This is a genomic window from Companilactobacillus bobalius (assembly GCF_002179915.1).
GTDB lineage: Bacteria > Bacillota > Bacilli > Lactobacillales > Lactobacillaceae > Companilactobacillus > Companilactobacillus bobalius.
The window spans coordinates 134,687-160,371 of record NZ_MYFM01000004.1; the positions used below are offsets into that span (position 1 = coordinate 134,687).

General features: G+C 34.2%; 23 protein-coding genes. 6 read left to right on the forward strand and 17 right to left on the reverse strand.

Going from position 1 to position 25,685, the window contains the following annotated elements; all coding sequences use genetic code 11:
* The first annotated feature begins 44 nt into the window (after positions 1 to 44).
* Both LKACC16343_RS07290 and LKACC16343_RS07295 read left to right on the forward strand, forming a co-directional pair.
* Positions 45 to 1,211 (forward strand): MalY/PatB family protein, encoded by a 1,167-nt coding sequence (locus LKACC16343_RS07290; protein WP_056954904.1) that lies wholly within the window; start codon positions 45 to 47, stop codon positions 1,209 to 1,211.
* Positions 1,212 to 1,216: 5 nt separating this feature from the next.
* A complete protein-coding gene (locus LKACC16343_RS07295; protein WP_056954906.1) occupies positions 1,217 to 2,845 on the forward strand; it encodes an HTH domain-containing protein in 1,629 nt (542 codons plus the stop codon).
* A 32-nt stretch (positions 2,846 to 2,877) separates the two neighbouring features.
* On the opposite strand, the gene LKACC16343_RS07300 is transcribed toward LKACC16343_RS07295, so the two are convergent.
* The 6 genes from LKACC16343_RS07300 to LKACC16343_RS14320 form a co-directional block, all read right to left on the reverse strand.
* A complete protein-coding gene (locus LKACC16343_RS07300; protein ID WP_056954908.1) occupies positions 2,878 to 3,681 on the reverse strand; it encodes a MurR/RpiR family transcriptional regulator in 804 nt (267 codons plus the stop codon).
* Positions 3,681 to 6,314: a glycoside hydrolase family 38 N-terminal domain-containing protein gene (locus LKACC16343_RS07305; RefSeq protein ID WP_056954910.1), complete on the reverse strand. Its 2,634-nt coding sequence runs from the start codon at positions 6,312 to 6,314 to the stop codon at positions 3,681 to 3,683. The genes LKACC16343_RS07300 and LKACC16343_RS07305 overlap by 1 nt, the downstream gene beginning before the upstream one ends.
* A gap of 52 nt (positions 6,315 to 6,366) precedes the next feature.
* A complete protein-coding gene (locus tag LKACC16343_RS07310) occupies positions 6,367 to 6,813 on the reverse strand; it encodes a PTS sugar transporter subunit IIA (RefSeq protein ID WP_056955192.1) in 447 nt (148 codons plus the stop codon).
* Between the two features lie 13 nt (positions 6,814 to 6,826).
* Positions 6,827 to 8,317 (reverse strand): PTS fructose transporter subunit IIC, encoded by a 1,491-nt coding sequence (locus tag LKACC16343_RS07315; RefSeq protein WP_056954912.1) that lies wholly within the window; start codon positions 8,315 to 8,317, stop codon positions 6,827 to 6,829.
* A 208-nt stretch (positions 8,318 to 8,525) separates the two neighbouring features.
* Positions 8,526 to 9,164 carry a PAQR family membrane homeostasis protein TrhA gene (trhA, locus tag LKACC16343_RS07320; protein ID WP_056954914.1) on the reverse strand — a complete coding sequence of 213 codons (639 nt, stop codon included), beginning with the start codon at positions 9,162 to 9,164 and terminating at the stop codon, positions 8,526 to 8,528.
* Positions 9,165 to 9,431: 267 nt separating this feature from the next.
* On the reverse strand, positions 9,432 to 9,686 hold the full coding sequence (locus tag LKACC16343_RS14320; RefSeq protein ID WP_158106623.1) for a hypothetical protein: 255 nt from the start codon (positions 9,684 to 9,686) through the stop codon (positions 9,432 to 9,434).
* 1 nt (position 9,687) lies between these two features.
* On the opposite strand from LKACC16343_RS14320, the gene LKACC16343_RS14325 reads away from it, so the two are divergent.
* Positions 9,688 to 10,107, forward strand: a complete 420-nt coding sequence (locus LKACC16343_RS14325; protein WP_158106624.1) for a CPBP family intramembrane glutamic endopeptidase — start codon at positions 9,688 to 9,690, stop codon at positions 10,105 to 10,107.
* A gap of 52 nt (positions 10,108 to 10,159) precedes the next feature.
* Here LKACC16343_RS14325 and LKACC16343_RS07330 read toward each other — a convergent pair whose 3' ends face one another.
* The 8 genes from LKACC16343_RS07330 to LKACC16343_RS07365 all read right to left on the reverse strand — a co-directional run bounded on the left by LKACC16343_RS07330 (position 10,160) and on the right by LKACC16343_RS07365 (position 17,526).
* The gene (locus LKACC16343_RS07330) at positions 10,160 to 11,152 is read right to left on the reverse strand and encodes a sugar kinase (protein ID WP_056954918.1); all 993 of its coding nucleotides are present in this window, start codon (positions 11,150 to 11,152) and stop codon (positions 10,160 to 10,162) included.
* Between the two features lie 11 nt (positions 11,153 to 11,163).
* Positions 11,164 to 11,898, reverse strand: a complete 735-nt coding sequence (dagF, locus tag LKACC16343_RS07335; RefSeq protein WP_056954920.1) for a 2-dehydro-3-deoxy-phosphogluconate aldolase — start codon at positions 11,896 to 11,898, stop codon at positions 11,164 to 11,166.
* A 1-nt stretch (position 11,899) separates the two neighbouring features.
* Complete coding sequence (locus LKACC16343_RS07340; protein WP_056954922.1) at positions 11,900 to 12,997, reverse strand: DgaE family pyridoxal phosphate-dependent ammonia lyase; 1,098 nt, start codon at positions 12,995 to 12,997, stop codon at positions 11,900 to 11,902.
* Between the two features lies 1 nt (position 12,998).
* On the reverse strand, positions 12,999 to 14,111 hold the full coding sequence (locus LKACC16343_RS07345; RefSeq protein WP_056954924.1) for an amidohydrolase/deacetylase family metallohydrolase: 1,113 nt from the start codon (positions 14,109 to 14,111) through the stop codon (positions 12,999 to 13,001).
* 5 nt (positions 14,112 to 14,116) lie between these two features.
* Positions 14,117 to 15,202, reverse strand: coding sequence for a DUF871 domain-containing protein (locus tag LKACC16343_RS07350; protein ID WP_056954925.1), 1,086 nt, complete (start codon positions 15,200 to 15,202; stop codon positions 14,117 to 14,119).
* The gene (locus tag LKACC16343_RS07355; RefSeq protein ID WP_056954927.1) at positions 15,199 to 15,465 is read right to left on the reverse strand and encodes a hypothetical protein; all 267 of its coding nucleotides are present in this window, start codon (positions 15,463 to 15,465) and stop codon (positions 15,199 to 15,201) included. The genes LKACC16343_RS07350 and LKACC16343_RS07355 overlap by 4 nt, the downstream gene beginning before the upstream one ends.
* Positions 15,466 to 15,481: 16 nt before the next feature.
* Complete coding sequence (locus LKACC16343_RS07360) at positions 15,482 to 16,759, reverse strand: PTS sugar transporter subunit IIC (RefSeq protein WP_056954929.1); 1,278 nt, start codon at positions 16,757 to 16,759, stop codon at positions 15,482 to 15,484.
* A 71-nt stretch (positions 16,760 to 16,830) separates the two neighbouring features.
* Positions 16,831 to 17,526: a GntR family transcriptional regulator gene (locus LKACC16343_RS07365; RefSeq protein ID WP_056954931.1), complete on the reverse strand. Its 696-nt coding sequence runs from the start codon at positions 17,524 to 17,526 to the stop codon at positions 16,831 to 16,833.
* A gap of 236 nt (positions 17,527 to 17,762) precedes the next feature.
* Between LKACC16343_RS07365 and LKACC16343_RS07370 the strand changes: the two genes are divergently transcribed.
* Positions 17,763 to 17,963 (forward strand): hypothetical protein, encoded by a 201-nt coding sequence (locus LKACC16343_RS07370; protein ID WP_056954934.1) that lies wholly within the window; start codon positions 17,763 to 17,765, stop codon positions 17,961 to 17,963.
* A 56-nt stretch (positions 17,964 to 18,019) separates the two neighbouring features.
* Here LKACC16343_RS07370 and LKACC16343_RS07375 read toward each other — a convergent pair whose 3' ends face one another.
* Genes LKACC16343_RS07375 through LKACC16343_RS07385 form a run of 3 tightly spaced genes read right to left on the reverse strand, consistent with a single transcriptional unit; the run spans position 18,020 to position 21,439 of the window.
* Complete coding sequence (locus tag LKACC16343_RS07375) at positions 18,020 to 19,393, reverse strand: glycoside hydrolase family 1 protein (RefSeq protein ID WP_082604611.1); 1,374 nt, start codon at positions 19,391 to 19,393, stop codon at positions 18,020 to 18,022.
* 12 nt (positions 19,394 to 19,405) lie between these two features.
* A complete protein-coding gene (locus LKACC16343_RS07380) occupies positions 19,406 to 20,698 on the reverse strand; it encodes a glycoside hydrolase family 125 protein (RefSeq protein WP_411762957.1) in 1,293 nt (430 codons plus the stop codon).
* 24 nt (positions 20,699 to 20,722) lie between these two features.
* The gene (locus LKACC16343_RS07385; RefSeq protein WP_056954938.1) at positions 20,723 to 21,439 is read right to left on the reverse strand and encodes a GntR family transcriptional regulator; all 717 of its coding nucleotides are present in this window, start codon (positions 21,437 to 21,439) and stop codon (positions 20,723 to 20,725) included.
* Positions 21,440 to 21,596: 157 nt separating this feature from the next.
* On the opposite strand from LKACC16343_RS07385, the gene LKACC16343_RS07390 reads away from it, so the two are divergent.
* Both LKACC16343_RS07390 and LKACC16343_RS07395 read left to right on the forward strand, forming a co-directional pair.
* Positions 21,597 to 22,943, forward strand: a complete 1,347-nt coding sequence (locus tag LKACC16343_RS07390) for a PTS sugar transporter subunit IIC (protein ID WP_056954939.1) — start codon at positions 21,597 to 21,599, stop codon at positions 22,941 to 22,943.
* Between the two features lie 15 nt (positions 22,944 to 22,958).
* Entirely contained in the window at positions 22,959 to 25,580 is a 2,622-nt protein-coding gene (locus tag LKACC16343_RS07395) for a glycoside hydrolase family 38 N-terminal domain-containing protein (RefSeq protein WP_056954941.1), read from the forward strand.
* The last annotated feature ends 105 nt before the right edge of the window (positions 25,581 to 25,685 follow it).

The following is a 25,685-nucleotide window of genomic DNA, read 5'->3' on the forward strand; positions in this document are numbered from 1 at the left end:
GATGGGATTTTTATTATTAATTAGGTTTTTGAAAGGAACAAATTATGAAAAAGTACGATTTTGATCAAGTAATCGATAGAAAGAACACTTACAGTACCCAATGGGATTATATTGCCGACCGTTTTGGCAGAAATGATATACTTCCCTTCTCAATTTCCGACACTGATTTTGCCGTTCCCGATTCCGTACAAGAGGCTCTCAAAAAACGTATTGAACATCCCATCTATGGTTATTCCCGTTGGAACCATGACGACTATAAAGACAGTATTGTCTACTGGTTCAAAACAATGAATAATGTAGACATCAATCCAGAATGGATTGTTTATAGTCCTAGTGTCGTTTTCAGTATTAGTACCTTTATCAGAATGCTCTCAAAGCCTAACGAAACCGTAGCTACATTTACGCCAATGTATGATGCTTTTTACAAGGTAATTGAATCAAATCAACGTAATTTGGCTCCCGTCAGATTAGGTAGTGTACAGCAAGATTATCAAATTGATTGGGATAGTTTAGAAACAGTTTTATCACAAGAACAAACTAAGATTTTTTTACTAACTAATCCACATAATCCAACTGGTAAAGTTTTCTCTCAAACTGAATTGAACAGAATTAATGACATATGTAAAAGAAACAATGTATTCTTAATATCTGATGATATTCACAAAGATATTGTTTATTCTCAAGCTCAATACACACCAATTACCAGCATCACAACAGAAAATACCGTTTTATGTTGTTCAGGTTCAAAAACTTTTAATACCCCTGGATTAATTGGTTCTTATATTTTAGTTCCCGATAAAACATTAAGAGAACAATTTCTTGTTGAATTAAAATCTAAAAACGCCCTATCGTCAGTTAGTATTTTAGGTATGTATGCTCAAATGGCCTCATACAGTGAAGATGGACTCAATTATGTAAATCAATTAGTTGCTTATACAGATAAAAATATGGATTTAGTAAAAAACTTTTTGGTTGAGAATTTACCCGACTTTAAATTTACTAAACCTGAAGCAACTTACTTAGCTTGGATCGATATTTCCAAAGTGGATATGAGTATGAAAGAAATACAAGATAAAATGATTAATGTCGGAAAAGTTGGAATTATGCCCGGTTCTACTTATGGTGACTCCAACTACCTTAGAATGAACATCGCATGCCCTAAATCAAAACTAGAGGAGGGATTAAAACGGTTGAAGAATAGTTTCAACTAAAAATTATGCTTAATGCTAGACAAGTACAAATATTGCTACTGCTCTGGAATCAAGATCATAGTGGAGAATATCTGTCCAAAGAGGTCAATAGTTCTCGACGGACAATAATTAGAGATATAAGCGCATTAAATCAGGAATTATCTGTTAAAAATACAGCTGTTATCAATTCTGAGGGAAAATACAGCTTAGAAATTCATAATTATTCTCAATTTCAGGAACTAATTACTCAATTTGAAAATCAAGAACGCAACATTCTGTATTATTTGCTGACAAATGACTTTCTAAGTATTGATGAATTAATGGACAAGTCGTTTCTATCAAAAACTGATATTACCAATAGTATTGATAGAATTAATCAACGCAATAAAGACATTCTTGAGATAAAATCCAAAGTAGGCTTAGGTTATTCTGTCGATTTGTATTTTGCTACTAAAGTTGATTTATTAGCCTATTTAATATCAGTAATCCCTAAAGACACCGACTCGAACATTTTAAAGAATACTTTTCCAAAAGATTTGAGAGAGTATCTAACCGATAATCAATCAGCTGCACAATTACAGGCAATATCATTAATTTCTTCAGCTAATTTTGACGATTTCTACAATCATAAACGGGATTTACTCAGAAATATTAAAGAATCAACTATCGAAAATCAAATTGAATTAGTTTCAAAGAATTTCTCTATCAAACTTTCCAAAAAACGTTTGGCTCAAAATATTGCGACACATTTAAAAAGATACAATCTTTTTCCAACGTTTATTTCCAATCTTTTATTGAAACAAATGAGCGATTTAAAACAAAAAGAACCTTTTGCCTTCGAAATGGCTCAAAATTTACAAGCTGAGATAAAAAAGGATGATCCATCAATTTTAATAAATAGTGATTTTCTAGCTCTTTACATTATTAACTGCATGGAAATTAGGACATCCATTAAACCCGTAAGAATTTTAATGTATACGGCACAACGATCAATTGCATATATCAATGAAAATTTAATTACCGATTCCGTCGGTAATATATCTATGACTAGTGTATTCAATATTGATGAATTCAATAAACAAGTTACAAGTGAATCGTATGATATTCTAGTTACCAATGGCTTTAATGATGGTCTTAAACATACCCCAGATGTTGTTATCAATGGTTTAATTGATGAAGCAACTATTTTCCGACTTAAAAAACTAGTTAGTGATAACTATTTTCACAATAATCTTACCCAAATGTTGCCTAAAGAAAATTATCTATTCTATGAGAATAGATCCGACAATTACTTCAAAGTACTAAAGAATGTTCTTAAGTACTTTATTGACGAAGGACAACTAGATCAAAAGATGTCTGTAAAACTATTGAATCGTGAAGAAGAAGGCAATCAACTTATGATCAATCACGTTGCTCTACCTCACGCAGTTAACGAAACTGATTTTAGTAGAATGTTTGCTGTTGACCTAAAAACTCCCTTAAAATTAAATAAAACGGATATTTACCTTATTTTAATAGTCATAGTTAACGACAAAAACGATGATTACAAACAACTTTTCAACTACTTATATAAGATTCTCAACAAGAAGCAAGTCTATCAAGCCGACATCGAAAAAAATTATACGAATATTCTCAAATATTTCAGAACAGAATAAAAAACATCAAAGCCGATTGACTTTGATGTTTTTTACCCTTTTAAGATGTTCTCAGATACTAGCCATTTATTAACACTCTTTCGATGCATACTAACGTACTTTGAATAAATAATATCCAATTGGATTAATACTGGAATTTGTGGAGAAATATTTCCTAGGGCTTCATTCGAAGAAAAACTGGCCGCATAAATTGTTTCATCACAATAATCTATAAATGGTGAATCTTCATTTGTTGTAATCAGTAAAAAATGAGCACCTTTCTCTTTTCCCTGTTTAATAGCCTCCAAAATATCAGGATCTTCACCACTTAAAGAAGATATCAATACAACATCATTTTTTCTTAGTGAACTTGCTGAAAGCGAAATTGAGTGTTGATCACTATACACCTGAATAAATTTTCCTAAACGTGTAAATTTAAACTCAAAATCTTGTCCTGCAAAGGAATTAAATCCTAATCCCCAGAATAATATAATTCTAGTGGAGTAAATCATATCACAAAAATTTTTAACTGCTTCACTCCTGTATGAAGCATCACTACGGGTAGCCAATGCGTGGTAACTGGCCGTTACGGGAGTAGAAATTAAGCTAGCATCTTGGGTTTGATCACTCAAAGACATCTTATATAAGAAAACTAATTCCTTATAATTATTCAAACCCAACTTTTTACTAAACCTAGTAATCGATGGTGGTGATACCGATATTTTTCGTGCCAGTTCACTTATACTTAGAATTTTTCTTTTACTAATAAAGTAATCCGCAATAATTTGCTCCACTGCTGTTAACGTATTGCGTTTTGATTCAATTAAAAGAAATAAATCATCTACTTTATCTGACATTAAAATCCTTTCTCTATCCTTATAGTCTTAACTTCACCTGGTGCAAACTTACCCACAGAAACGTCCCTTTGTAGTCCTAAATCTTCGATTAATACACCGGTAAAGTTAGTTAAACTGATAGTGCTTTCACTATCTAATTTAATTATACTATCACCCTGAATTTTAAATTTATTAGGATTGTAAACACGTAATAACCAACCAGCATTGTCTTTAGATTCCGTTAAACTACTAAATATTAACTGATCGTTTTTAATTTCTAAGAAAGGTTTACTTTGAAGTTGTTTATTCAAAGGATGCATAACAAAATATTTTAATGTATTAGTAAACTGATTGATGCCTTGTACTTGATAATAAGGATTAGTAATAGCATAAATTTGAAATTGTTTCATTATTTGAGCAGGTTCAAATATCTCATCCCAAGAAACGGCAAATTTAAAATGTAATTCTTCCTGTAACTGACTGTTGGGTGTTGGGATATATGTGAATTGATTTCCTGAAGCCACACCTGGGCGTCTAATTAAATCAGGACGTCCCAAGAATCCTACTGATCTAAACAGAGTCAATGCCACTTTATTAAACCCTGTGCCAATCATTTGGTATTCTTTGATACCTTTAGACATAACGGTAAAACTCTGTTGGTCGTCATGCAGATTAGTCCAATGCAACATTGGATATATCGAAGTTGGTTCTTCATGTAATCCAGCATCTTTCCAATTGGAGAGATGCCTATCTACTACTGGTCTTTGAATATAACCAAAGGCTGTATCTGCATATGAGTACTTCTGTGTTTTCATATTAGAATTAAAAATCACGCGCATGCGGTGATCTTTAACCTTATTGTCGATTAACAGATGGTTCTTAATCAGGTTATCATTCCTATCTAAGGTCAAAGTTAATTTGTACGCTACTTTACCGTTTAACTCTTTTGTAGCACGCTCTTTTAGATCAACTGGTAAATTCCAAGCACCAGTTAATTGCATTGATTGAAATTGTTTCCCTTTATTACATGTCACTTGTGCATCTTTGAAATCTAATTCAAGCGTCATATCATTATAAGCTGGCGAGTAGTCATAAGTATCACCTTCATCACCATCGTCAACAACCTCTAAGAAGTTCACTATTTTCTCATGTGTTTTTTTATTCATTAGATTCAAAGTTCCGTTACTGAATTCTATTTGAAAAGCGTCATTCTCAATCTTCTTTTTTGTAGTTTCAGTTACTAAATCATGCTCATCATCTAAGGACTCAATGGATAATTTAGTCCACTGTAAAGCAGGTATCTCAATATTTGCTACACAATCAAAAACATGGTAATAATCCTTATCTTCATACTGACTCTCATCACGTTTTATTTGACCGCAATACTTTCTTGTAATCCTTACTACATCACAATCAACTGGTTTATCGCCGTTAATAATTCTAAAATTCTTCTCTTTTAGCGATACTTTAAAATGAATATTTTTCTTTACTGCAAAAGGTAAGGTATTGAAAAATGTTAAATCATTAGCTTGTTTATTTTCTTCTGATTCTGATATTTTACGAACTAAATAATCCACTGTGGAGTAAGATAGTTGGTCTACTTCTCTAAGTCTCTCCAAAATAATTTGGTTGGTTTTATCGCTATTACATCCACCCGCGCTATCGTGAGCGTGATTTCGAACAACTAGTTTCCAAATTTTGTCCAATAATGACTTTTTATATGGTATTCCTATTCTGTCTGCCATTGCCATTAAAGGTTCTAACTGATAGATCATGCGACGTTCTACTTTATCGTTCAAATATTTCTGGTCGTAACGTGAAGAATAAATTGATCGGTGTATTTTAGAAACAGAACTAGTAATAAATTCACCTGAAACGTTATCCAATTTAGCTTTACTTTTATTCACAGCTTCAAATAATTTAGGATAATTACTTTCAAATAATTTTACATTTTTGTTCTTTAATTCATCGTTATATAACGCAATTCGATCTTTCAAATTATAGTCAACATATCTCTGATCTCCTCCAACTGGCAAAGCAATATCATCCAGAGACGCATCGGCGATAACCGTCTTCATCACATTCTCGGTATTATCATCATCAATTAATCCAACTCCAACAAAATAACCATCTTTTATATTGATCGTTGTGACTTCAGATCCGTCTTCCGACTGCCAATTAAATTCACGATTACTAGTTTCCTCTTTAGGAAGTCCTCTCCAGAATAGAGCATTATAAATATCCATACCATTGTAAATTTTAGGCATATCGGCGCCTTGTCCAAATGAATCTGGCAAGTATCCTATTCGTTGACTGCCACCCAAATCATCGGCTAGTTTCATACCTAAACTTAAGTTTCTTATAATCGATTCACCAGTAACTATAAGCTCATCAGTTTGTGTGTACCAAGGACCAATAAATAGTCTTTTGGCTTTGACCCATTTTTTTAGTTCTGATTTTTTTTCTGGATATGCGTCCAAATAATCATCTAAAATACTCATTTGACCGTCTAGTAAATAATAGTCAACGACTTGATTTTTTAAGGCTTCAAACACCTCATCCATATGATAAACAAACTGAACCATGGCTTCATTGCGAGTGAAATACCATTCGAAATCCCAATGTGTATGCTGAATTACATGTACTCTTTTCATAATTTACCTTCCTAGTAAAAAAGGGAGAATCAAATAATCTCCCTTTTTGAAATTAAATTTGATTAATTGCTTCAGATAGAACATCTTGATCATTACTATCAAGAATATTTTGTCTAAATTCATCATCCATTAATTTTCTAGCAATTTTGCTTAATAATTTTAAATGTTCTGTTGATCCGTTTTTAGGAATACTCAAGACAAAGGCCACCTTAATTGGTTTATTATCTAAGGCATTCCATTCGATACCATTAGTAAACTTGATCAAAAATAGTCCTGGCTTTTCTACACTATCATCATTACTATGTGGAATAGCAATCCCATCTTTAAAACCAGTTGTTGATTCCGCTTCACGTGTCTTTAGACCTTCATAGAAGGCATTTGCTGAATTGCTATAACCTTTTTCAGCCACAAATTTACCAATATTTTTAAAGGCATCATCTTGTGTTGTACTACTTTGATCATAAAATATATTTTCTTTATTAAAAATTTCTTTATCCATACTTACACCTACACTATTCAGCATTCTTTGCAGCTTCAATAACGGCATCACTTCTAGTAAGACCAATTATTAACGCTGTTACGGCAATTCCGGCAGATACACATAATATCCATGTGATAAACGGAATCGGTTGTTCAATATATCCAATAAATGTTCCCAATGGAGAACCAATTCCTCCATAGAACTTACACCCTGTTGCAGCAACTAATCCACCAGCTACAGCTGATCCAGCAACGTTAGCAATAATCATTCTGATAGGATCTGCAGCAACAAATGGAATAGCACCTTCTGTAACTCCAACTAGGCCCATACCTAAAGCAGCACTAGCAGCTGTTTTTTCATCTTTAGAGAATTTATTCTTCCAAATAATTGAGGCTAACCAAACACCCAATGGAGCAACTGAAATAGCAGCTTGTGAGGCTGTTTGTGGAACGAAGTTCGCATGCATGGGGCCATACTTTGCCATTGTATCTGTAAATACGGCCGTCCCGAAAATCAAAGCAGTTTTGTTAACAGGACCACCTAAATCAAATCCCATCATGGCACCAATAACAGCACCCAAAATAATTGGTGCACTACTTGAATTCTTATTAATCCAATTTAGCCATGAATACAGGCCATCCATACCCGCGGCGATTGGCTTACCAATTACATAAAATACTACTAACGAAATAAATAATGTCGCTATAACTGGAATAATCATAATAGGAACAATTGGCTGAATAATCTTAGGCCATTTGATTTTCTTTAATAATTTAACAAAATAACCAACAATAAATGCAATTAGTAAAGCAGCAATAAATCCACCACCAGCTTTTGCATGTAATAACTCAGCATCATTAGCAATGTAGGCTCCAATCATTGCGGGGGCCATAGCAGGTTTATCAGCAATTGACATAGCAACAAATCCTGCAAATAATGGAATCATTAATTTGAAACCAACCTGACCAACTTGGAATAGGTTAGACATTAACATTCCCATTGAAGTTTTTGTATCAAATCCCCATTTAACAATTCTTCCCAAATCATCTTTTTGGAAAGCATATAAGTTCGCAATAGTTAAAATAAGTCCGGCAGCAATAACCATAGGAATCATATAAGAAATACCACTCATAACATGTGTAAAGAAAGTTGTTTTTTCTTTATTGTTACCGATTTGAATCTTACCTACTTTGCTACCCTTCTTACCAAAAACAGTAGCTTCTTTTTCGGCCTTCTTAATCAAGGCTTCTCCATCATTGATTGCATCATTAGAACTAGCAATTAATAACTTTTTACCGGTAAAACGAATTGGATCTATTTTGATATCTGCGGCAATAATTGCTAAATCAGCATTCTCAATATCTTCAGACGTCAATTTATTTTCGGCACCCATAGCACCATCAGTTTCTACCTTAACTTCATAACCCATCGCTTTAGCTGCTTTTTCAATTGCTTCAGCAGCCATATAAGTGTGAGCTATCCCGGCAGCACAAGCGGTGACAGCGACAATTCTTTTAGCCATTCTCTTATCCCCTTTTCATTTTCTATACTTCGATGATAAGGGATTAATTAATCAGCGTAAACGCTTTCTCAACCTTTAGATTCTATTTACCACTTTATTGTTTGTTCATGAAAAAAATTACAATAAATAGAAATTGAATTAATGCATAAATATTGAAGGGCATGATTACATATAAATTTCTGTAATCATGCCCTTCAAATTGCTTCATTTAAATATATAAATAAATTGAGAAAAACATCAACATTGTTCCGATAAGTACAAAAATATGCCAAATTACATGTGCATACTTTATGCCATTCAAACTATACAAAATTGCGCCTAATGTAAATGATATACCACCAAAGAGTAATAGGAAGAAACCTTGACTACCAAGATTATTCCATATTTGTTTTCCACCTAAAATACACAACCATCCCATGAATATGTAAATTATTGTTTCTACTTTTTTTAATTTTCCTGGATAAACCGAATTAATTACAATACCCATAATTGCTAGAATCCAAATGACAATTATCATTGATATTCCTAACCAACCTTTAATAACTAATAAGCTAAAGGGTGTATAGCTTCCTGCAATCAAAATGTATATACTGCTATGATCGAATACCCTAAATACCTCACGAGCTTTCGTAAAATATAAACTGTGGAAAAGGGTTGAGAAAGTGTACAAAGTACACAAAGATATTCCATATATTATAAAGGACACATACTCAATTAATGATCCGTCTACATTCGCCTTTCTGATAAGGAAAATAAATCCTAATAAGCTCAGTACAATGCCTATACCATGCGTTAATGCACTAAAAACTTCATTCCTAATACTATATCTTCTTGAAATTTTCATCATAAATCCTCTTAAACAATTTTATGAACTTCATTATAGCATCTAATTAATTTATCATCTAGTTTTTAAAACTAGATGTTAACATATTAACAATGATTTACATCTATAAAAGAACAAGGTCTATATGATTGATAAACTTTTATTAATCAACATTATAGAAAAAAATTAGTAAATGAAATGAATTATTTTTATAAAAATTAATCTAGAAAACTTATTTAATCCTGCTATAATCTTACTAAATTTAAATTAGGAGGAATAATCAATGAACAGTCAGATAAAATCATTTTTTTCAACTTGTTCTATTTTTTTACTATCCCTAATAGTACTTAGTTTTGCTCGATTTATATCCAAAGGAAATCCATATGTATATATTGTTTTTCCAATTATTTGGTTTTTGTTACTATTTTTCATAATTATTAAAACAAAGGGGGATTTATTACTTAGGGATTGGAAATTATTTAAAAGTAATAAGATAAAGAACATTCTTCTATCTATATTGACACTAATATTAGTATATTTAGTCATTATGGCAACACATCCTATATTTAATCAATTCATTCCATCGAAACCAATTACTAATTACGCTTTTTCAACAAAATCAATTATTGGATTACTTTTTTCAGTTTTGGCAGGTGCCAACAATATTATGGTTGCTTTCGTTGAAGAGGTAACTTACAGACATGAAGGTATGTACGTTTTCAAATCTAATAAATTATTGTTAATATTGATGTTAATCGTATCAAGTATACTTTTTGGATTTTCCCATTATTACAATTTCAATGGCAGTTTCTTAGCTAGTGGTCCATATGTAGTAGCTGGTGCCATACTAGGACTCAGTTATTTGTTAAGTAATAATATTTGGGTTCCAATAGTAGCTCATATTTTATTCAATAGCACAGATATAATTGCAAGTATTACATTATTGTTACTAACAATTTTTAAATAATGTACCAAAAAAGGCCGACGAATTCTAAATCATTAGAATCCATCGGCCTTTTTTAGCGAATTAAATCATTAGTTCCTTTATTATCGAGATAATTAAATATATCTTGTTTTTCAAAGATTGGTGAATCATTCATGGAAGCCTGTGCCAATACTGAGTTGGCTATCGCAAATTCTAGAGTATCCACAAAATCCCATTTTTCCAACAGACCAGTAATCACTCCACTGGCAAATGCATCCCCGCTGCCAATTCGATCCAGAATATTCAATTCCTTGGGAGATGATTCATAAATCTTATCGTGATGAAATAGGAAGCCCTCAAAATACTTCTTATCATCTACAAAAGTTCGTCTACTTCCTGCAAAAAAACTAATTTGGTAATCTTGGCAAAATTGTTGATAGAGTTTCTTCTCATCTGTCTCTTGATAATCCAACAGATCTGTTAGGTCTCTTTTACTGCCAAAAATGGTATCAACATAAGGCAGTATCTCTTGATAACGTGCTTTCATTGCTTCGTGTGTATTATTCTCATTTAGACTCATTCTATAGTTGAAATCAAAACAAACGATTTTTTTCATTTCATGAGCCATTTTGGCAAGTTTCAGTGCTGCTAACCGAGTTTGTTTTGTCAAACTAAGAGCTATCCCACAAATATGAACAATATCTACTCCGGCTAAAGATTTTTCAAAACTGTAGTCTTCAACTGACATTTGACTGAAAGAACTCGACAATCGATCTTGATACGTGACACGTTCTGGCCGTGCTCCCTGTCCTAATTCAACGAAAAAGCTTCCCATACTTTTACCTTGATAGATTATTTTATTATCGCAAATACCCAATTTTCTTAAATCTGCGGCGGCCTTTTTACCAATCGGATTATCCGGAAGAACCGTCAAAATTGAAGTATCATATCCGAAATGGGCCAGGCTGCTTAGTAAATTAACACCCGTTCCCACAGTGGTTATATGTAAATTATCACACTGCTCCAACATCATTTTGTCAGCTACAGTAAAGCGCAACATGACTTCACCAAAAGCTAATATATGCATTTTTCAACCTCTTAGAATTTCTTAATTATTTCATAGAGCTTAGCAACGTCCTCTGGTCTAGTATTGCCTGTTTCCTTATCGATAATTGAACTGTATACGTGCGGAATAATTCTCTTTACACCAGCATCAACTGCAATTTTAACGATTTCTTCAAAGTTGTCTAAAGTGATACCACCAGTTGGTTCAAGATCAAAGTCGTTTTCGGCACAAGCTTTAGCTACTGCTTTAAATTCTTCTTCGTGGGCCAAACCTTTCATTGGGAAGAATTTAATAGATGATCCACCCATGTCTTTTAGCAAAGCAATGGCAGTTTCGATCGGTACTTCTGTTGGCGTTGTTTGACTACTTAAAGGACCAGTAGCAATATTGACTACGCCAACTTTTCCAGTAGGTGAAACCAAACCATTGATAATGGTTTCGTGTTGTCCAAGTGCTTCTCTAGTTGAACCTACACCTGTGAAAACTTGGTTGACGTGTTGAGGTTGAATAACTTTAGAAACACGAGTTACCATGCCACTTTGTTTAGGATCACCGGCACCAAGACCAACAGAAACAGCGTTGTTGATTTCAGCTTTATACAACTTCATATCTTCAATTGCGGCTTCATCACTAGGATAATTTTTAGTCAATACTCCTAAAACGACGTGTCCTTGCGCAGCTTCATAACAGTCTTTGGCATTTTGAACTGAATTAGCTAAAACATTTAAACAAATTCCGTTTTCTAAATAATTTGGTAGTAAAGTCATTTTATTTTCCTCCGAGGATTTCTTTTAGTCTTGAAATAATTTGTTTCATTTCTTCTGAATTAACAGATCTGATATCAAATTCGATAATACCTTCATTAACGCGATATTCACGTGCATAAATAGCAATTTCACCGTTACGTAATTGGTCGCAGATCTCTTTAGCAGTTAATTTACCAACTGGTTTGACGTCAGCACGATAAATGTCTCGGCCAGCTCCATCTTGAACAATCTCAACTTCAACATCGGGTAACTCAGATAAATCTTTAACAAATGGTTCTAATCGTTGAATCATCTGTTTGCCTGTTTCCGTGCCTTCTTCAAGATACTTGGTGATTGCGGCAGTTAATCCGATAATATTTTCCTTACCGATCTTCATACAACGACCAATTCCGGCACCTTGCATGCGAGCCCATCTGATATACTTCTCTTTTCCAAAGATGGCTCCTGATGCTGGACCTTCAATAGCTTTGGCACCACTGTAAATCACCACATCAGCTCCCATCTTGATATATTTCAACATGTCCTCTTCAGCTGCAGCGTCCAGAACCAAAGGTAAGTTGTGACGATGTGCCACTTCGATAGCTTCGGGAATCGACAACATACTCTTTTGAACCGTGTGATGACTCTTGATGTACAACACAGCCGCAGTTTGATCATTTATCTGCATCTCAATGTGTTCAGGTTTACACATATTGGCATAACCGGCTTGAACCATCTTAGCTCCAGCCACACCAAGCATGACATCTACTGGCGTTCCATAATCGACATCGTGTCCCATAGGAAGGATTACCTCACGTTTAGTAATTTTTTCAGTGTAGGGATGATATAAGTGATATTTACTTCCTTGACCGATGATACCGGCAATAGTTTCCGCAATTCCGGCTGAAGCTGAATTCACTACCAATGCATCTTCACTGCCGATTAATTTAGCTAAATATTTACCCGTTTGGACTGACAAATCAGCCATTTCAAAGAAATTTTGGGCTCCCAATTTTTGAGCCGCAACTACGTCATCTGAAACTTTCGAGACTCCTAGAATAGTCATTTTCCCATCGGCATTAATTACGTGTTTTAGATTGTATTTCTCATAAATATCCATCTTAATCTCCTATTGAATATAATTGACCGCCGACAACACTGTAAATTGGCTCTACTAAAGTATCAGTCGTACGTTTATTTCCATTAGAATCAGTTAACTCTTTCTTACCTTTTTTCACATTGAAGATTGTGATATCAGCGTCTTTACCAACAGCCAGTTCGCCTTTAGAAGTTAACTTGTAATTCTTGGCTGGGGCAGTTGTGATCATAGGTAAAACTTGTTTTAATTGATAACCAACATAAAGCATCTTCTCGATACAAGTAGCCATGTTATAAACCGGACCATTTTCACGATTAGTATGGTAAATATCGGTACTCAAACTTTGTGGAATTATGCCATCTTCAGTAGCGATTCCTGCAGTACGGAAGTTAAAACTGTCAGTTCCGTGACCGATGTCGAAAATGATTCCCTTAGCTAAGCCTTCTTTGACGAATGGCTTAATAGCATCGTCAGAACTTACGATTCCATTCTCTTTACCATTGAAACAATGAGTCATGATATCGCCTTTATCCATTATTTCCATGACTTCAGATAAATCTGGTGGATTAGTTCCTACATGGACCATCAGTGGCAAATCTTTATTCAATTGTTTTTGAAATTTTTTGGCTTCAACTAAAGGTTTAACCCCATTACCAACAACGACGGATTTACTGATTCTGGCTTTCATGCCAATGATGAAATCAGGATAGTCATTGACTGCTTTTTGGAAGGGTTCGAATTGAATCCGATTCATATCGCCTAGTTCATCTTGAGCCAAGATACCGGTCTTTGAGATATTGATCATGGCGTAAACATTAGTTTTTTTACTTCTAGTTATTTGATAAAAATCACCGATATTGTCAGCACCAGTTGATCCCGCATCAATAACGGTTGTTACACCAGTGGTGTAGCCATCTTTGTCAGGATCATCGTAGTACAACGATAATTTTTCATAACAATGTGTGTGATCATCGATCCAGCCAGCACTAATATAAGATTCACCTTTTAGATCAACGATTGAGTCAGCCTCTACATCCAAGTGAGTTCCAATCTCTTTAATTTTGTCATCCACGATATACACTTCTAGTGGTTTATTATCAACGTCTTTCCCATTTTTGATATATATACTAGTCAATTTTTCTACCCCTCAAACTGGAACTTGTCCCAAGGTCCGATGTAATCCAATAAGAATAGTTCGTCTTTGGAAATTTCAGCAACTTTATTTTTACGAATATCTTTGTGAGCTTGCAATACAACTTGCAACTCATTTTTGTATTTACCAAAATCATCATTACCAATCACAACGTCACCACGTTCAAATTTATGAGTCGCCACGACTGGATTGTCATAATCTTTATATTTCTTACGAACTTCAGTTGAACGAATCACTAAATCAGTAATATCGCCTCGTCTAACGTGTTGATTGTTCAAAAGGATCTCTTGTTCAACTTCATTGATATCTTCTGCCAATTCAACGTCGAAAGTTATTTGATAACGATTCAAAGCACCTAATTTTTGTAATTCAGCTTCTGATGCATAGGCGTTTCCGATGATCACGCAGTCAATCAAGTTGGTTGCGAATAGATGTTTAGCTTGAATTTCAATTGGAAGATCACGATGCATTTCCAATGTTGGTAAGCCATCATTAATATCCCAAGGTCCAATCTTACCTGCTTGTGAAGTCACAAAAGCAGCTGTATCAATACCCTGATTCTTGAAACGTTGTGAAGCACTGATGAAGAAATCTAGCGGCAAACCTGTGCCCCGTTGAGGATAGAAGTTATGACATCCTTGGATAAAAGGTTTGTTAGCGGAATAACTCAAAATATTATTTAGATAAGCAACATCATTACTCATATTTAACTCAATATTCATTTTTTGAGGATTGAATGATAACAATGCTTCTTTTTGCCCATCAAATCCTTGATCAAGACGCAATGATTCCGCACCTAATTCATGGAAGAATGACAGATCATCATAAGAAATTCCTAACTGATCGAAAATATTAGGAGCAATATCAAGTGTTGTCGAGAAGCCTAAACCCTTGGCAAAATTGATCAGGTCACTGAATTTGGCGGCCACTTTTTCTTTACCTTCAGAAACTTCCAACATACTCATGAAAATTCTGCTGAAACCATATTTACTAGCTAATTCCAAATATTTCTTATCTTCATTCAAATCACTATGATCTGGATAAAGCGAAACGCCTAAAGTTCGTTTGGTCATATCTTTTTCCCTCTTTCCATCTTGGTAAATCCGTTCATATAGTAATTTGAAATCACAATTGATAAGTAAATCGTACTTAGAAGTACTAGGATAACGGTCTGTTTAATGAAGAAACTGATCACCGCAAATCCCAGAATCGTCAGTAGTGAAAATAAAATTAATTTTCCAGCTGATAATTTTTTTATAAATTTAGGCATGATGCCCTTTTGAACTGATACTTCACTCGCAATAAAAAATATTAAAAGGAATAGAAAAATAATCATATAATCACCTCTGAATTTATTCTTTTTCTAATTGTTGTTTTTCGAAGACTTTGAAGAATGGATAGTAAATTGCTAGATCAATCAAGAAGTTGACACAAGTTAAGATGAACGCCGGAATACTCCAGTTTGTACTCATCAAAGCACCTAATGGTCCAGGAACTGTGAACGGTAATCTCATCATCATCATTGGTACAACTCCGGTAATAGTTAAGATGTAAGATAATGTTCCGGTTACCAATGGTCCTACGATAAATGGAATACCCAAGATTGGGTTCATAACGATTGGAGCACCGAAAACGATTGGTTCATTAATATTGAATAGTCCAGGTAAGAAAGCTAATTTACCCAAATCTTTTAGATAAGCTGATTTTGAGAATAAGAACAATGTTACTAGAGCTAAAGTACCACCGGCACCACCGATCCAGATGAACCATTGTAGAAATTGTTCAGTGAAGATTGTTGAAAGGTGATGTGCACTAGTACCTGAAGCAAATTCTGTCATATTTTGAGCAATTGACATTTCCCAGAATGGTCTAACAATTGGATCCATAATAGCGGCACCGTGAATACCTAATGTCCAAAAACCTGTGATTAGGAAGATTGTTAGTAACCCACCGAAAAGACTGTTACCAACTAAGACCCCTTTTAGTGGCATTAGAATCATGCTTAAGAACTCTGCAATATTGAAACCTAACAAGTAACGTACGATCCAGAAGAAAAGTAAGATAAACGCAGCTGGAATTAATGCTACAAATGAATTGGAAACTTCAGGTGGAACTCCATCTGGCATTTTGATAGTTATGTTCTTTACTTTAAAGAAACGATAAATCTCGACTGTCAGTAATCCTGTAACGATTGAAGCAAATAGTGATGAAGCACTGAGATTCGCGATATTGATATATCTACCAGCATCAATTACACCTTTTACATTGTCTATAACGTGAATTGGTGCTGCTGTTGAAACAAGAAATGCTAAAACTGCTAAAACACCATTAGTTAATTTATCCAATTTATAACTTTCAGCTAGTGATGAAGCAATTCCAAATGTGGCATAAAGAGCTAAAATTCCGACCGTATATCGAAAAGGTATATCTAATATTTCTTTATAAGGCGATAACATATTAGCAACTGATTCGACCGGGATATTATTTATTAATGTGAAGAACGAACCCACGATAGTTAGTGGTAGTGTGGAAATAATTCCCTTTCTGATAGCCGTCATATGGCGTTGGTTACCCATTTTATTGGCAAACGGTAAAATTTTAGCATTTAAAAAACTTACTAGGTTATCCATTTCGTACCCTCCTTTTTTCAAAAACATCATAACATTATAATGTTATGATGTAAACGCTTAAATAAAGAGAATTAAATTTCATATTCAATCTCGTATGGCATTTTATTACTATCATATATAGAAATTGTATATTCAATTAAGTTTCCTTTATTATCATAACCACGTCTTATTCGCTTCAAAGCAAGTGATTCAGTTTTACCCAACAATCTCTGATCTTCTAAATTTAAATTAACCGCACTAAAAGCATCTTTAAAACTACTGATTTCGCGGCCACTATTTTTTAAAAATGTATAAAGTGATTGATTTTCAAGTTCTTCAATTTCATCCGGTGCCTTCAGCATAGGTAAGTAATGATTAACAACGATAAAGGGTTTGTCATTCAATGAATACAAACGTTTAATATATAAAATATTTTGATTCTTAAAAGATTCACTTAACGGAGTTTCGCTTGCATTGATTAATTCAACCTGAAGAATTTTCTTGGACAGAATCCCTTGCTCATTGACAATAGAACTGTATGATCTAGCTTTAGATAACTTGTTAAAAAGATTATTACTGATAACTCGAGTTCCAATACCACTTTTTTTGATTAAATAACCCTCAGATACCAACTGTTCAACAGCCTTTCTGACGGTGATTTTACTAACTTCATATTTAGTCTCTAATTCATTCTCAGTCGGTATTAAAGATCCAACTGCATAGTTCCCTGACAAGATATTTTTTTTAATGTCGTCGGCAACTTTTTGATACAAAATTTGTATTGCCATATAAATTTTTCTCCATCTTTAATATTTCTACCTTCATTATAGTATTTATTATAATGCTAGTTACATCCATTTATGAAAGCGTGTTCTAAAATAATTCAACGTATTTTCTAAAAATAACAATCTAAATTACATAAGTCAATGTTTACATTTGGTCATTTTCAAAACTAGCAACTCGTATTTTTGATACATCGGAGTTAAAATCAAATCAATAAATTTTTAAAAAGGGGCTGATTAGAGTGCTTGGTATTATCGTTGGACTATTGTTAATCATGCTCTCAATTTATCAGTTTTATGCAACATCTCGATCCTTTAAGAGTTTGAAAAAGGGTAATTATACAGATCCTTCACCTTTTATGCTCCCTACTTTGTGGACCAGTACCATAATTGCAATCTTCCTTGCTATTGCTGGTATTGGGACCATCATTATTCTTAAATAATCTTCAAGATAGTAAAAGATGCCAAACATTTCGTATATGTTTGACATCTTTTTTACTTAAAATCCATTATTTTCAACTAATTCTCTAAACCACAACCCACTCTTCTTTACAGTTCTCTTAAAATGATTATTCAAATCAACTCGATAAAAACCGTAACGATTTCGATAACCATTTAACCAAGACCAACAATCGTTGAAGGTCCACATATGATAACCAAAGCAGTTACTTCCAGCTTCAATTCCTTTATGTAACTGCTCTAGGTGCTCTTTGATAAAGTCTATTCGATATTGATCATTGATCATACCGTCATCATTCATAAATCTTTCTTCATCGGCGACTCCCATTCCATTTTCACTGACATACCAAGGAATGTTCTTGTAATCGTCTCGCATCATAATTGAAATATCGTAAAGTGCCTTAGGATAAATCTCCCAACCTCTATATGGATTGATTTTCTTATCTGGCCAGTCATATGGTTCATATAAATCTTCGGGCATTTTGGCTGGAACTTTAGGATTAGTTGGTGCTTGGACCCTTCTAGGTTGATAATAATTAATTCCAATAAAATCAACGGTATTTTCTTTAATATTTTGTTGATCGCTAGGTTCTACTTCTGGCAACAACTCGTTTTCACTTAATAGATCAACCAGTTCCTCAGGAATCTTTCCTAAAACGGCTGGGTCCAAAAAGCTACGTGTATTCAACAAATCTGAGGCTGCCTTAGCTTTTAGATCTTCACTGCTTTCACTTCTTGAATAGGCTGGCAACACATTCAAAATTATTCCGATTTTACCTTTAACCTTACTATCTCTGAAGGCTTTTGTAGCCATAACATGAGCCATCAAAGTATGGTAACCAACTTGAACAGCTTTTTTCATATCAACGATTGCTGGATAGTGAAATCCATACAAATATCCACATTCGACATGGACCATAGGTTCATTGAAAGTCGTCCAATCGTGAACTAAATCTCCAAATTGTTCAAAGGCCGTCTTAGCGTAGAATGCAAAATCATCTACCGACTCACGATTCTCCCAACCACCTTTTTCCATTAGCCACCAAGGCATATCAAAATGAAAAAGGTTAATTATTGGTTTAATATCATTGTCCAACATATCTTGGAAGTACGAACGGTAAAATTTGATTGCTTCAGAATTCAATGTTTTTCCATCTGGTAACAATCTGGCCCATGAAATCGATGTTCGATATGAGTTCATACCGATTTTCTTCATATCGAGAACATCTTCATGATACATTTCATAGGTATTAGAAGTATCACTTGGACCTTGATTGTTATTGAATTTTTCAGGATTCATTTCAAACCATTTATCCCAAATTGTCGCTGATTTACCGTTCAAAAGACTATGTCCTTCTGTTTGTGGTGCGGACGCTGCTGCACCCCAGAGAAAATTATTAGGAAATTTAAGCATTATCATCCCTCATCATTCTTTAATTTTATAGTCGAAATAATTCAAAAATAGTTCGCAATACATCATATTAGCCCACGAGAACCACTCACGAGTAAATTTATTAGGGTCATCAACATCGAAACCTTCATGCATCATGTTAGTACCTGCAGTTGTGGCTACCATATTGTTTAGAAGACGCTCTTTTTCATCTTTATCTGATTGCGTCAATCCTTGAATGGCAAGTGCAATATGCCAAATATAATTTTTGGGTGTATGAGGACTACCCAAGCCTTTGCCAAACTTTCCAGCATAATAATACGGATTTTCTGAACTCAAAATTGTTTTTCTTGTATTCAAATAGGTTGGATCATCCATGGCTGTGTAGTGTAAATAAGGTGTACTCAACAAGTTAGGGACATTACCATCATCCATAATTAAATAATGACCTAGGCCGTCAGTTTCATAAGCATAGATTCTCTCTCCAGCTTTATTTGTCGTTGTACCATACTTTTCAATACCATTCTTAACTTCTACTTGAATCTTCTTAGCTTGATTTACAATCTTTTTATCATCAAGAATCGTACTGAAAATGTCCTGAATATAGTCCAAAATAAGGACGGCAAACATATTAGCAGGTACCAAATATCCATATACACATGCGTCGTCGCTAGGTCTAAATCCAGACCAAATCATCCCTGTTTCTGCAACAGGCGAACCCATTCCATCGTTAATTAAAGTATCTTCTAATCTATCTTCATCACGTTCAAATCGATACTCCGATTTTTTAGTATGATGTTGTTCCGTTTCAAACACATTCAATAATTTTCGAATTCCACTTACAAAATTTTCATCAAATTGATCCGTTCTACCAGTATTTTTGTAAAGTAAATAGGCTAATTGAACTGGAAAACAGAGAGAGTCTATTTCAAACTTTCTCTCCCAGATCCAAGGTGTCATCTTAGTATGATCTTTGTGATGACCAGCATTATTAGGTTCACTGTTAAAAGCATTTGCATATGGATCATGATTCATATTGAAGAACTGACGCTTAACTACACCTCTAATAAAATCAGAAATTTCTGGAATTGCTTGTGCCATTACCAGATACGGACGTATCTGACAAGTTGAATCTCTTTGCCACATAGCAGGAATATCCCCTGTCAAAATAAATATGTCATTGTCAGAAATTTTTTTAACCGTTGTTTCCAAAGTATTTGCATAAGTCACATTAAAAACCTTTGCCCAGTCAGCATGACTTTGACTGGCTTTTTTTGTGATTTCGTCCATAAAATTTTTTACAGCCGGTGAAATAGTTTTCTGTTCCAAAATTTTATCCTCCAAACAATAAAATCACCATTGATCTGTACGGTGTACATCAAAAACAAATTTACTCTTCTCACTTAAGAAACTGGAATGCGAATATTCAAAAGCTCTACCATCTTGATCAAAGACAATCTGTTCAATCGTTAACACTGGATCATTGACTTTAATATTTAATCCCTGAGCTATTTCTTCGTCAGCACCCTGAGCATACACAATTCTTCGGGCATCCGTCATTGCTACTTTATGTTCTCCCAGAAAATCGTAGATAGACCCTGCTACGATCTTTTCATCCAGTGGAACGATACTAGTAGGCATTATCGTATGTTCATAACTATATGTCTTTTCATTTACAAATCGTTCTCGCTTTATTTCGTAAACCGGTTCGTTCCTTTTTATGGATAAATTTTTGCTTTCCTCTTCGGTTGGTAACCGTGCTCCAAAATCAATGACCTTACTAGTTACTTTTTGATCTCGATGGGAATATGTAACTCCGATAGGCATATCCAAGGGCAATAATTCATCACTCTTTTTTAAGGGTCGATTCCTTACATAGGTTCCTGAACCTTGTCTACTGACAATTAGTCCTTCATCCAAAAGTAGATTAAGAGCCTTTTTCAAAGTTAACCTGCTGACGTCATATTTCTCAGATAGAATTTCCTGAGTAGGAAGAGGCTTACCAGCTCTGTAATGATTCGTTAAAATATTATTTTTTATATCTGAATATATTTCTTTATATCTATACATATAACTACCTCTTGCACTAATTTGCTTAACCAAATTATATCATATTCAATAATTTGATTATACAAATTAATAAAATTCTCTTTACAAATTTTAATTAGCATATATAATTGGTTTTGAAAGTTAGCGCTTACTTAAAAAAATTGGAGGAACTACTACCATGAAATTTGATCTTGATAAATTCCAAGGGCCATTGCTAAAAATGTCTTCTTGGGTAGAAAAAAATACCATTCTTCAAGCCGTAAAGAATGCTTTTATTAGAACTATTCCATTTACCGTTGTTGGTTCATTCTCAAATTTGATCAAAATGCAAATTGACGCTTTGATCAAGGCTCAGAAAATCGACAACATCTGGTTAACAAATACAAGTAACCTATTTGGTTATCTTGGTACTGCTACGTTAGGCATTGTTGCACTGATCGTTGTTCTATCATCAGCTTACTCATATGCTAATGAATTGAAACGCAAACCCGCAAACAAAAACCTTAACCCTATTTTAGCGACATTATTAGCTTTAGCTGCTTACTTCATCATGGTTCCAAATAATATTAACTTTGCCGATCCTAAAGCAAAAATTGTCGAAGGATTCGCTACTTCATTTTTCAGTTATGAAGGTATGTTTACAGCTCTAATCGTCGGTATGCTTGCTGTATTCATGTATAACAAATTTTCACATAGTAAATTCACTATCAAAATGCCTGGAAACGTACCACAGAACGTCTTTGATTCTTTCTTCTCACTAATTCCAATTTCTGAAGTACTTTTGATTTTCGGTGTTGTTAGAATTGCTATTCAATCCCTTGGTTTCACATCATTAATTGAATTGATTTCCGTCGTAATTATCAAACCAATGTTAAGTGTTGGTACTGGATTACCTGCTATTATCGTTGTTATCTTACTAGAACAAATCCTTTGGTTCCTTGGTCTTCACGGTTTTAATATCGTTTGGGGTGTTGTTTCAGCATTCTGGCTACCTCTATTCTTACAAGACGTTGCTAAATTTGCTAAAACACAAAGTTTCGCCGGTATTTCTATTGCTCCTAATACTATGACTAACGTTTATGCCATGATCGGTGGTTCTGGTGCAACCTTTGGTTTAATTATCGCTATGTTGATTTTTGCCAAAAAAGGTGAGAAAGAACGTGAAGTTGCTAAACTTGGTCTTATCCCAGGACTATTTGGTATCAATGAACCAATTATTTTCGGTTTACCAATCGTTCTAAATCCAATTATGTTCATTCCATGGATTCTTGTTCCAGTTACCAATGCTGTAATCGCTTATGTAGTAACAAAAATTGGTTGGGTAGTTCCACTTGTTGTTCTAAATTCTGGTAATGAACCAATCTTCATTAGTACATGGATCTTAGGTGCCTTCCATCTAAGTCCAGTTGTTCTAACGTTTGTTCTTGTAGTATTGGATGTTATTATTTACTCACCATTTGTAATTATCAACCAAAGAAATGAACGTGAACAAGCACTAAAAAATGCTGAACCTGCAGCAGCCTAAGGGAGTTAATTTCAAATGAAAAAAGTTTATGCAATTGCACATACACATTGGGATTTCGAATGGTATTTTACTAGACAAGAAGCCCGAGTTCAGTTCGCATACCATATGGACGAAGTCTTAGATGCTTTAGAAAACAATGTTTTAAATTATTATTTACTAGATGGCCAAATGTCTATCGTGGACGACTATTTGAGTAGTTTTCCTGAAAAAAAGACAGCCATCAAAAAATTTGTCACCGAGAAAAGATTATTTATTGGACCTTGGTATACACAAATTGATGAAATGGTTACTTCTGGAGAATCAATTGTCCATAACTTAGCCATTGGTTCACAAATTGCCAATGATTTAGGTGGCGTGATGAAGGTCGCATATCTTCCCGACTCCTTTGGACAAGGTCAAGATATGCCTAAAATCTACAACGGATTCAATATTTACAGTGCTGTCTTCTGGCGAGGAATGCCTAAAGAGAAAAACGCTCGCTATTTCTATTGGAATAGTAACGATGGTTCCAAAGTTCTTACTGCCAATATAAAGAACGGTTATTACGCTGGTGTTCAACTAGTTGAGAATGATGACTTTAAGGATTTACTCGACCGTGTTAGTACCGATACTGAATCAGACGAATTAGTTCTACCTATCGGTGGCGATCAACGTTCCGTCGATTACAATCTTAAAGATAGAATAAATTTAGCCAATGAAAAACTATCTGATGAATACATTATTCGTGAAAGTAACTATCCTCAATATTTCGAAAACTTGAAAAAGGTCAAAAATCTGCCTGACTACTCTGGCGAATTCATTGATCCTTCAGCTTCAAAAATTCATCGTGGGATTTACTCTTCAAGAGCTGATCTCAAACAAATTTATGACCGATTAGAACGTCGTATGACTTATCAAGTAGAGCCATTAATGGCTTTAGCTAAGTCATACGGTATTGAACCAAAACAAGGACTTGTCGATGACATCTGGAAAACCATTTTTCGTGGACAAGCCCATGACAGCTCTGGGGGCTGCAACAGTGATAAGACCAATGACGATATCCTTCATCGTGCAAAAGTGGCTGATCAATTATCGTACTCAATTATCGATTACTTAGTTAGAAAATTAAGTATCTCCAAAAATTCACCATACGATATTTATCTTTGGAATCCACTTCCCATCGAAATGGATAAAGTCCAAACGATTCAAGTTTCCACTAAATCAAAGAACTTCAACATTCTTAATAACAATGGTCAAACTATTGACTATGATTTATTGAATCAAGAAATTCAAAATTCAGCTCCACTTCGTCGAAACACTGAAGAGAGAAAACAAGAACTTTATTACATCTCAACTATTTCAATCAAAACTACAATTAAGGCTACTAGCTGTGTCGGTTTTGACATTGAAGAAACTGACAATACCAATCATTCAGATATGAAATCTTCTTCAGATTTAATTGAAAATGACTTTTACCAAATCAGTTTTAAAGATCATCAATTAGACTTAACCAATAAACAAAACCACAAAGTCTACAAGAACTTCCTTTCCTTCGAAGATGGTGCAGATGCTGGTGATACTTATGATTATTCACCTGCATTCCAAGACTGGATTATCAATTTAGATTTCTCAGATGCTGATGTAAAAGTTGTTTCTGGGAAATATACAAATAAGATTACTCTCAAGGGCTCGTGGAAACTTCCACACAACTTGGATTCCAGAAAAGAAAAGATGCTTGATTCAACTTTAGAGTACAAACTAACTCTAACTTTGGAAAAAGGTTCAGAGACTATCAAGTATCAATTAGATACTGACAATCAAACTCTTGATCATCGTTTAAGATTAATTCTCAACACTAATGTAAATGCTAAAGCATCCTTTGCGGATACACCATTTGGTTTCATTAGTCGTCCAGTCGTCGATCCACATCTAAATGATTGGAAAAACATTGGTTATCATGAAGAACCAACTGCTATGAGACCCTTGATTCACTTTGCTAATATTCACTCAGATGATTCTAGTTGGTCATTTATTGGATTAGGCAGCAAAGATTTCCAAGTGGTTGGCAAAGATTTCAATAAACTAGCTATTACAATGTTCAGAGGCGTTGGTTACTTAGGCAGACCAGACCTATTACGTCGCCCTTCAGATGCTTCTGGATTAGAGTCAAAATATGTTGAAACTCCTCACAGTCAATTACAAGGTAAATATACATTTAAAGGTGGTATCATCGTTGGAAATGAATTCAACGTTGCCGACCTACAAAGACAACACTTACTGTTAACAACGACTCCCCTCTTTTACCAAAAACAGTCACTCAACAGATTTACTAATCCTTTAAGATACTTCATGGTGAATAAAGCCGTTAACTTCATGGATGAAGCCGAACAACTGATCAATTTAAATACTGATAAATTAGTTTTAAGTAGTTTAGCTCTGACAAAAGATTCGTCCGGATATGCTTTAAGAGTTTACAATCCAACGAATGAAACAATTGAACACGCTGGAACTGTTGAACTTGCCAAGAAAGCAGCCGTTGATAATTTAAATCTTAATTCAGAAGTCCTAAATACTTTGGAAACATCAACTACTGAATTTGAACTCAATGATTTCAAACCAGGAGAAATTAGAACTTACGGAATTTACTTTATTAAGTAGCGTTTTGAAGGAGTTAAATATGTTGTCCTCCAAAGTAATTATTATCGTCTTGGGCTTAGATAGTAGTTCCATTAAATATTTACCCTTTTAAATCTTTAAGAATAA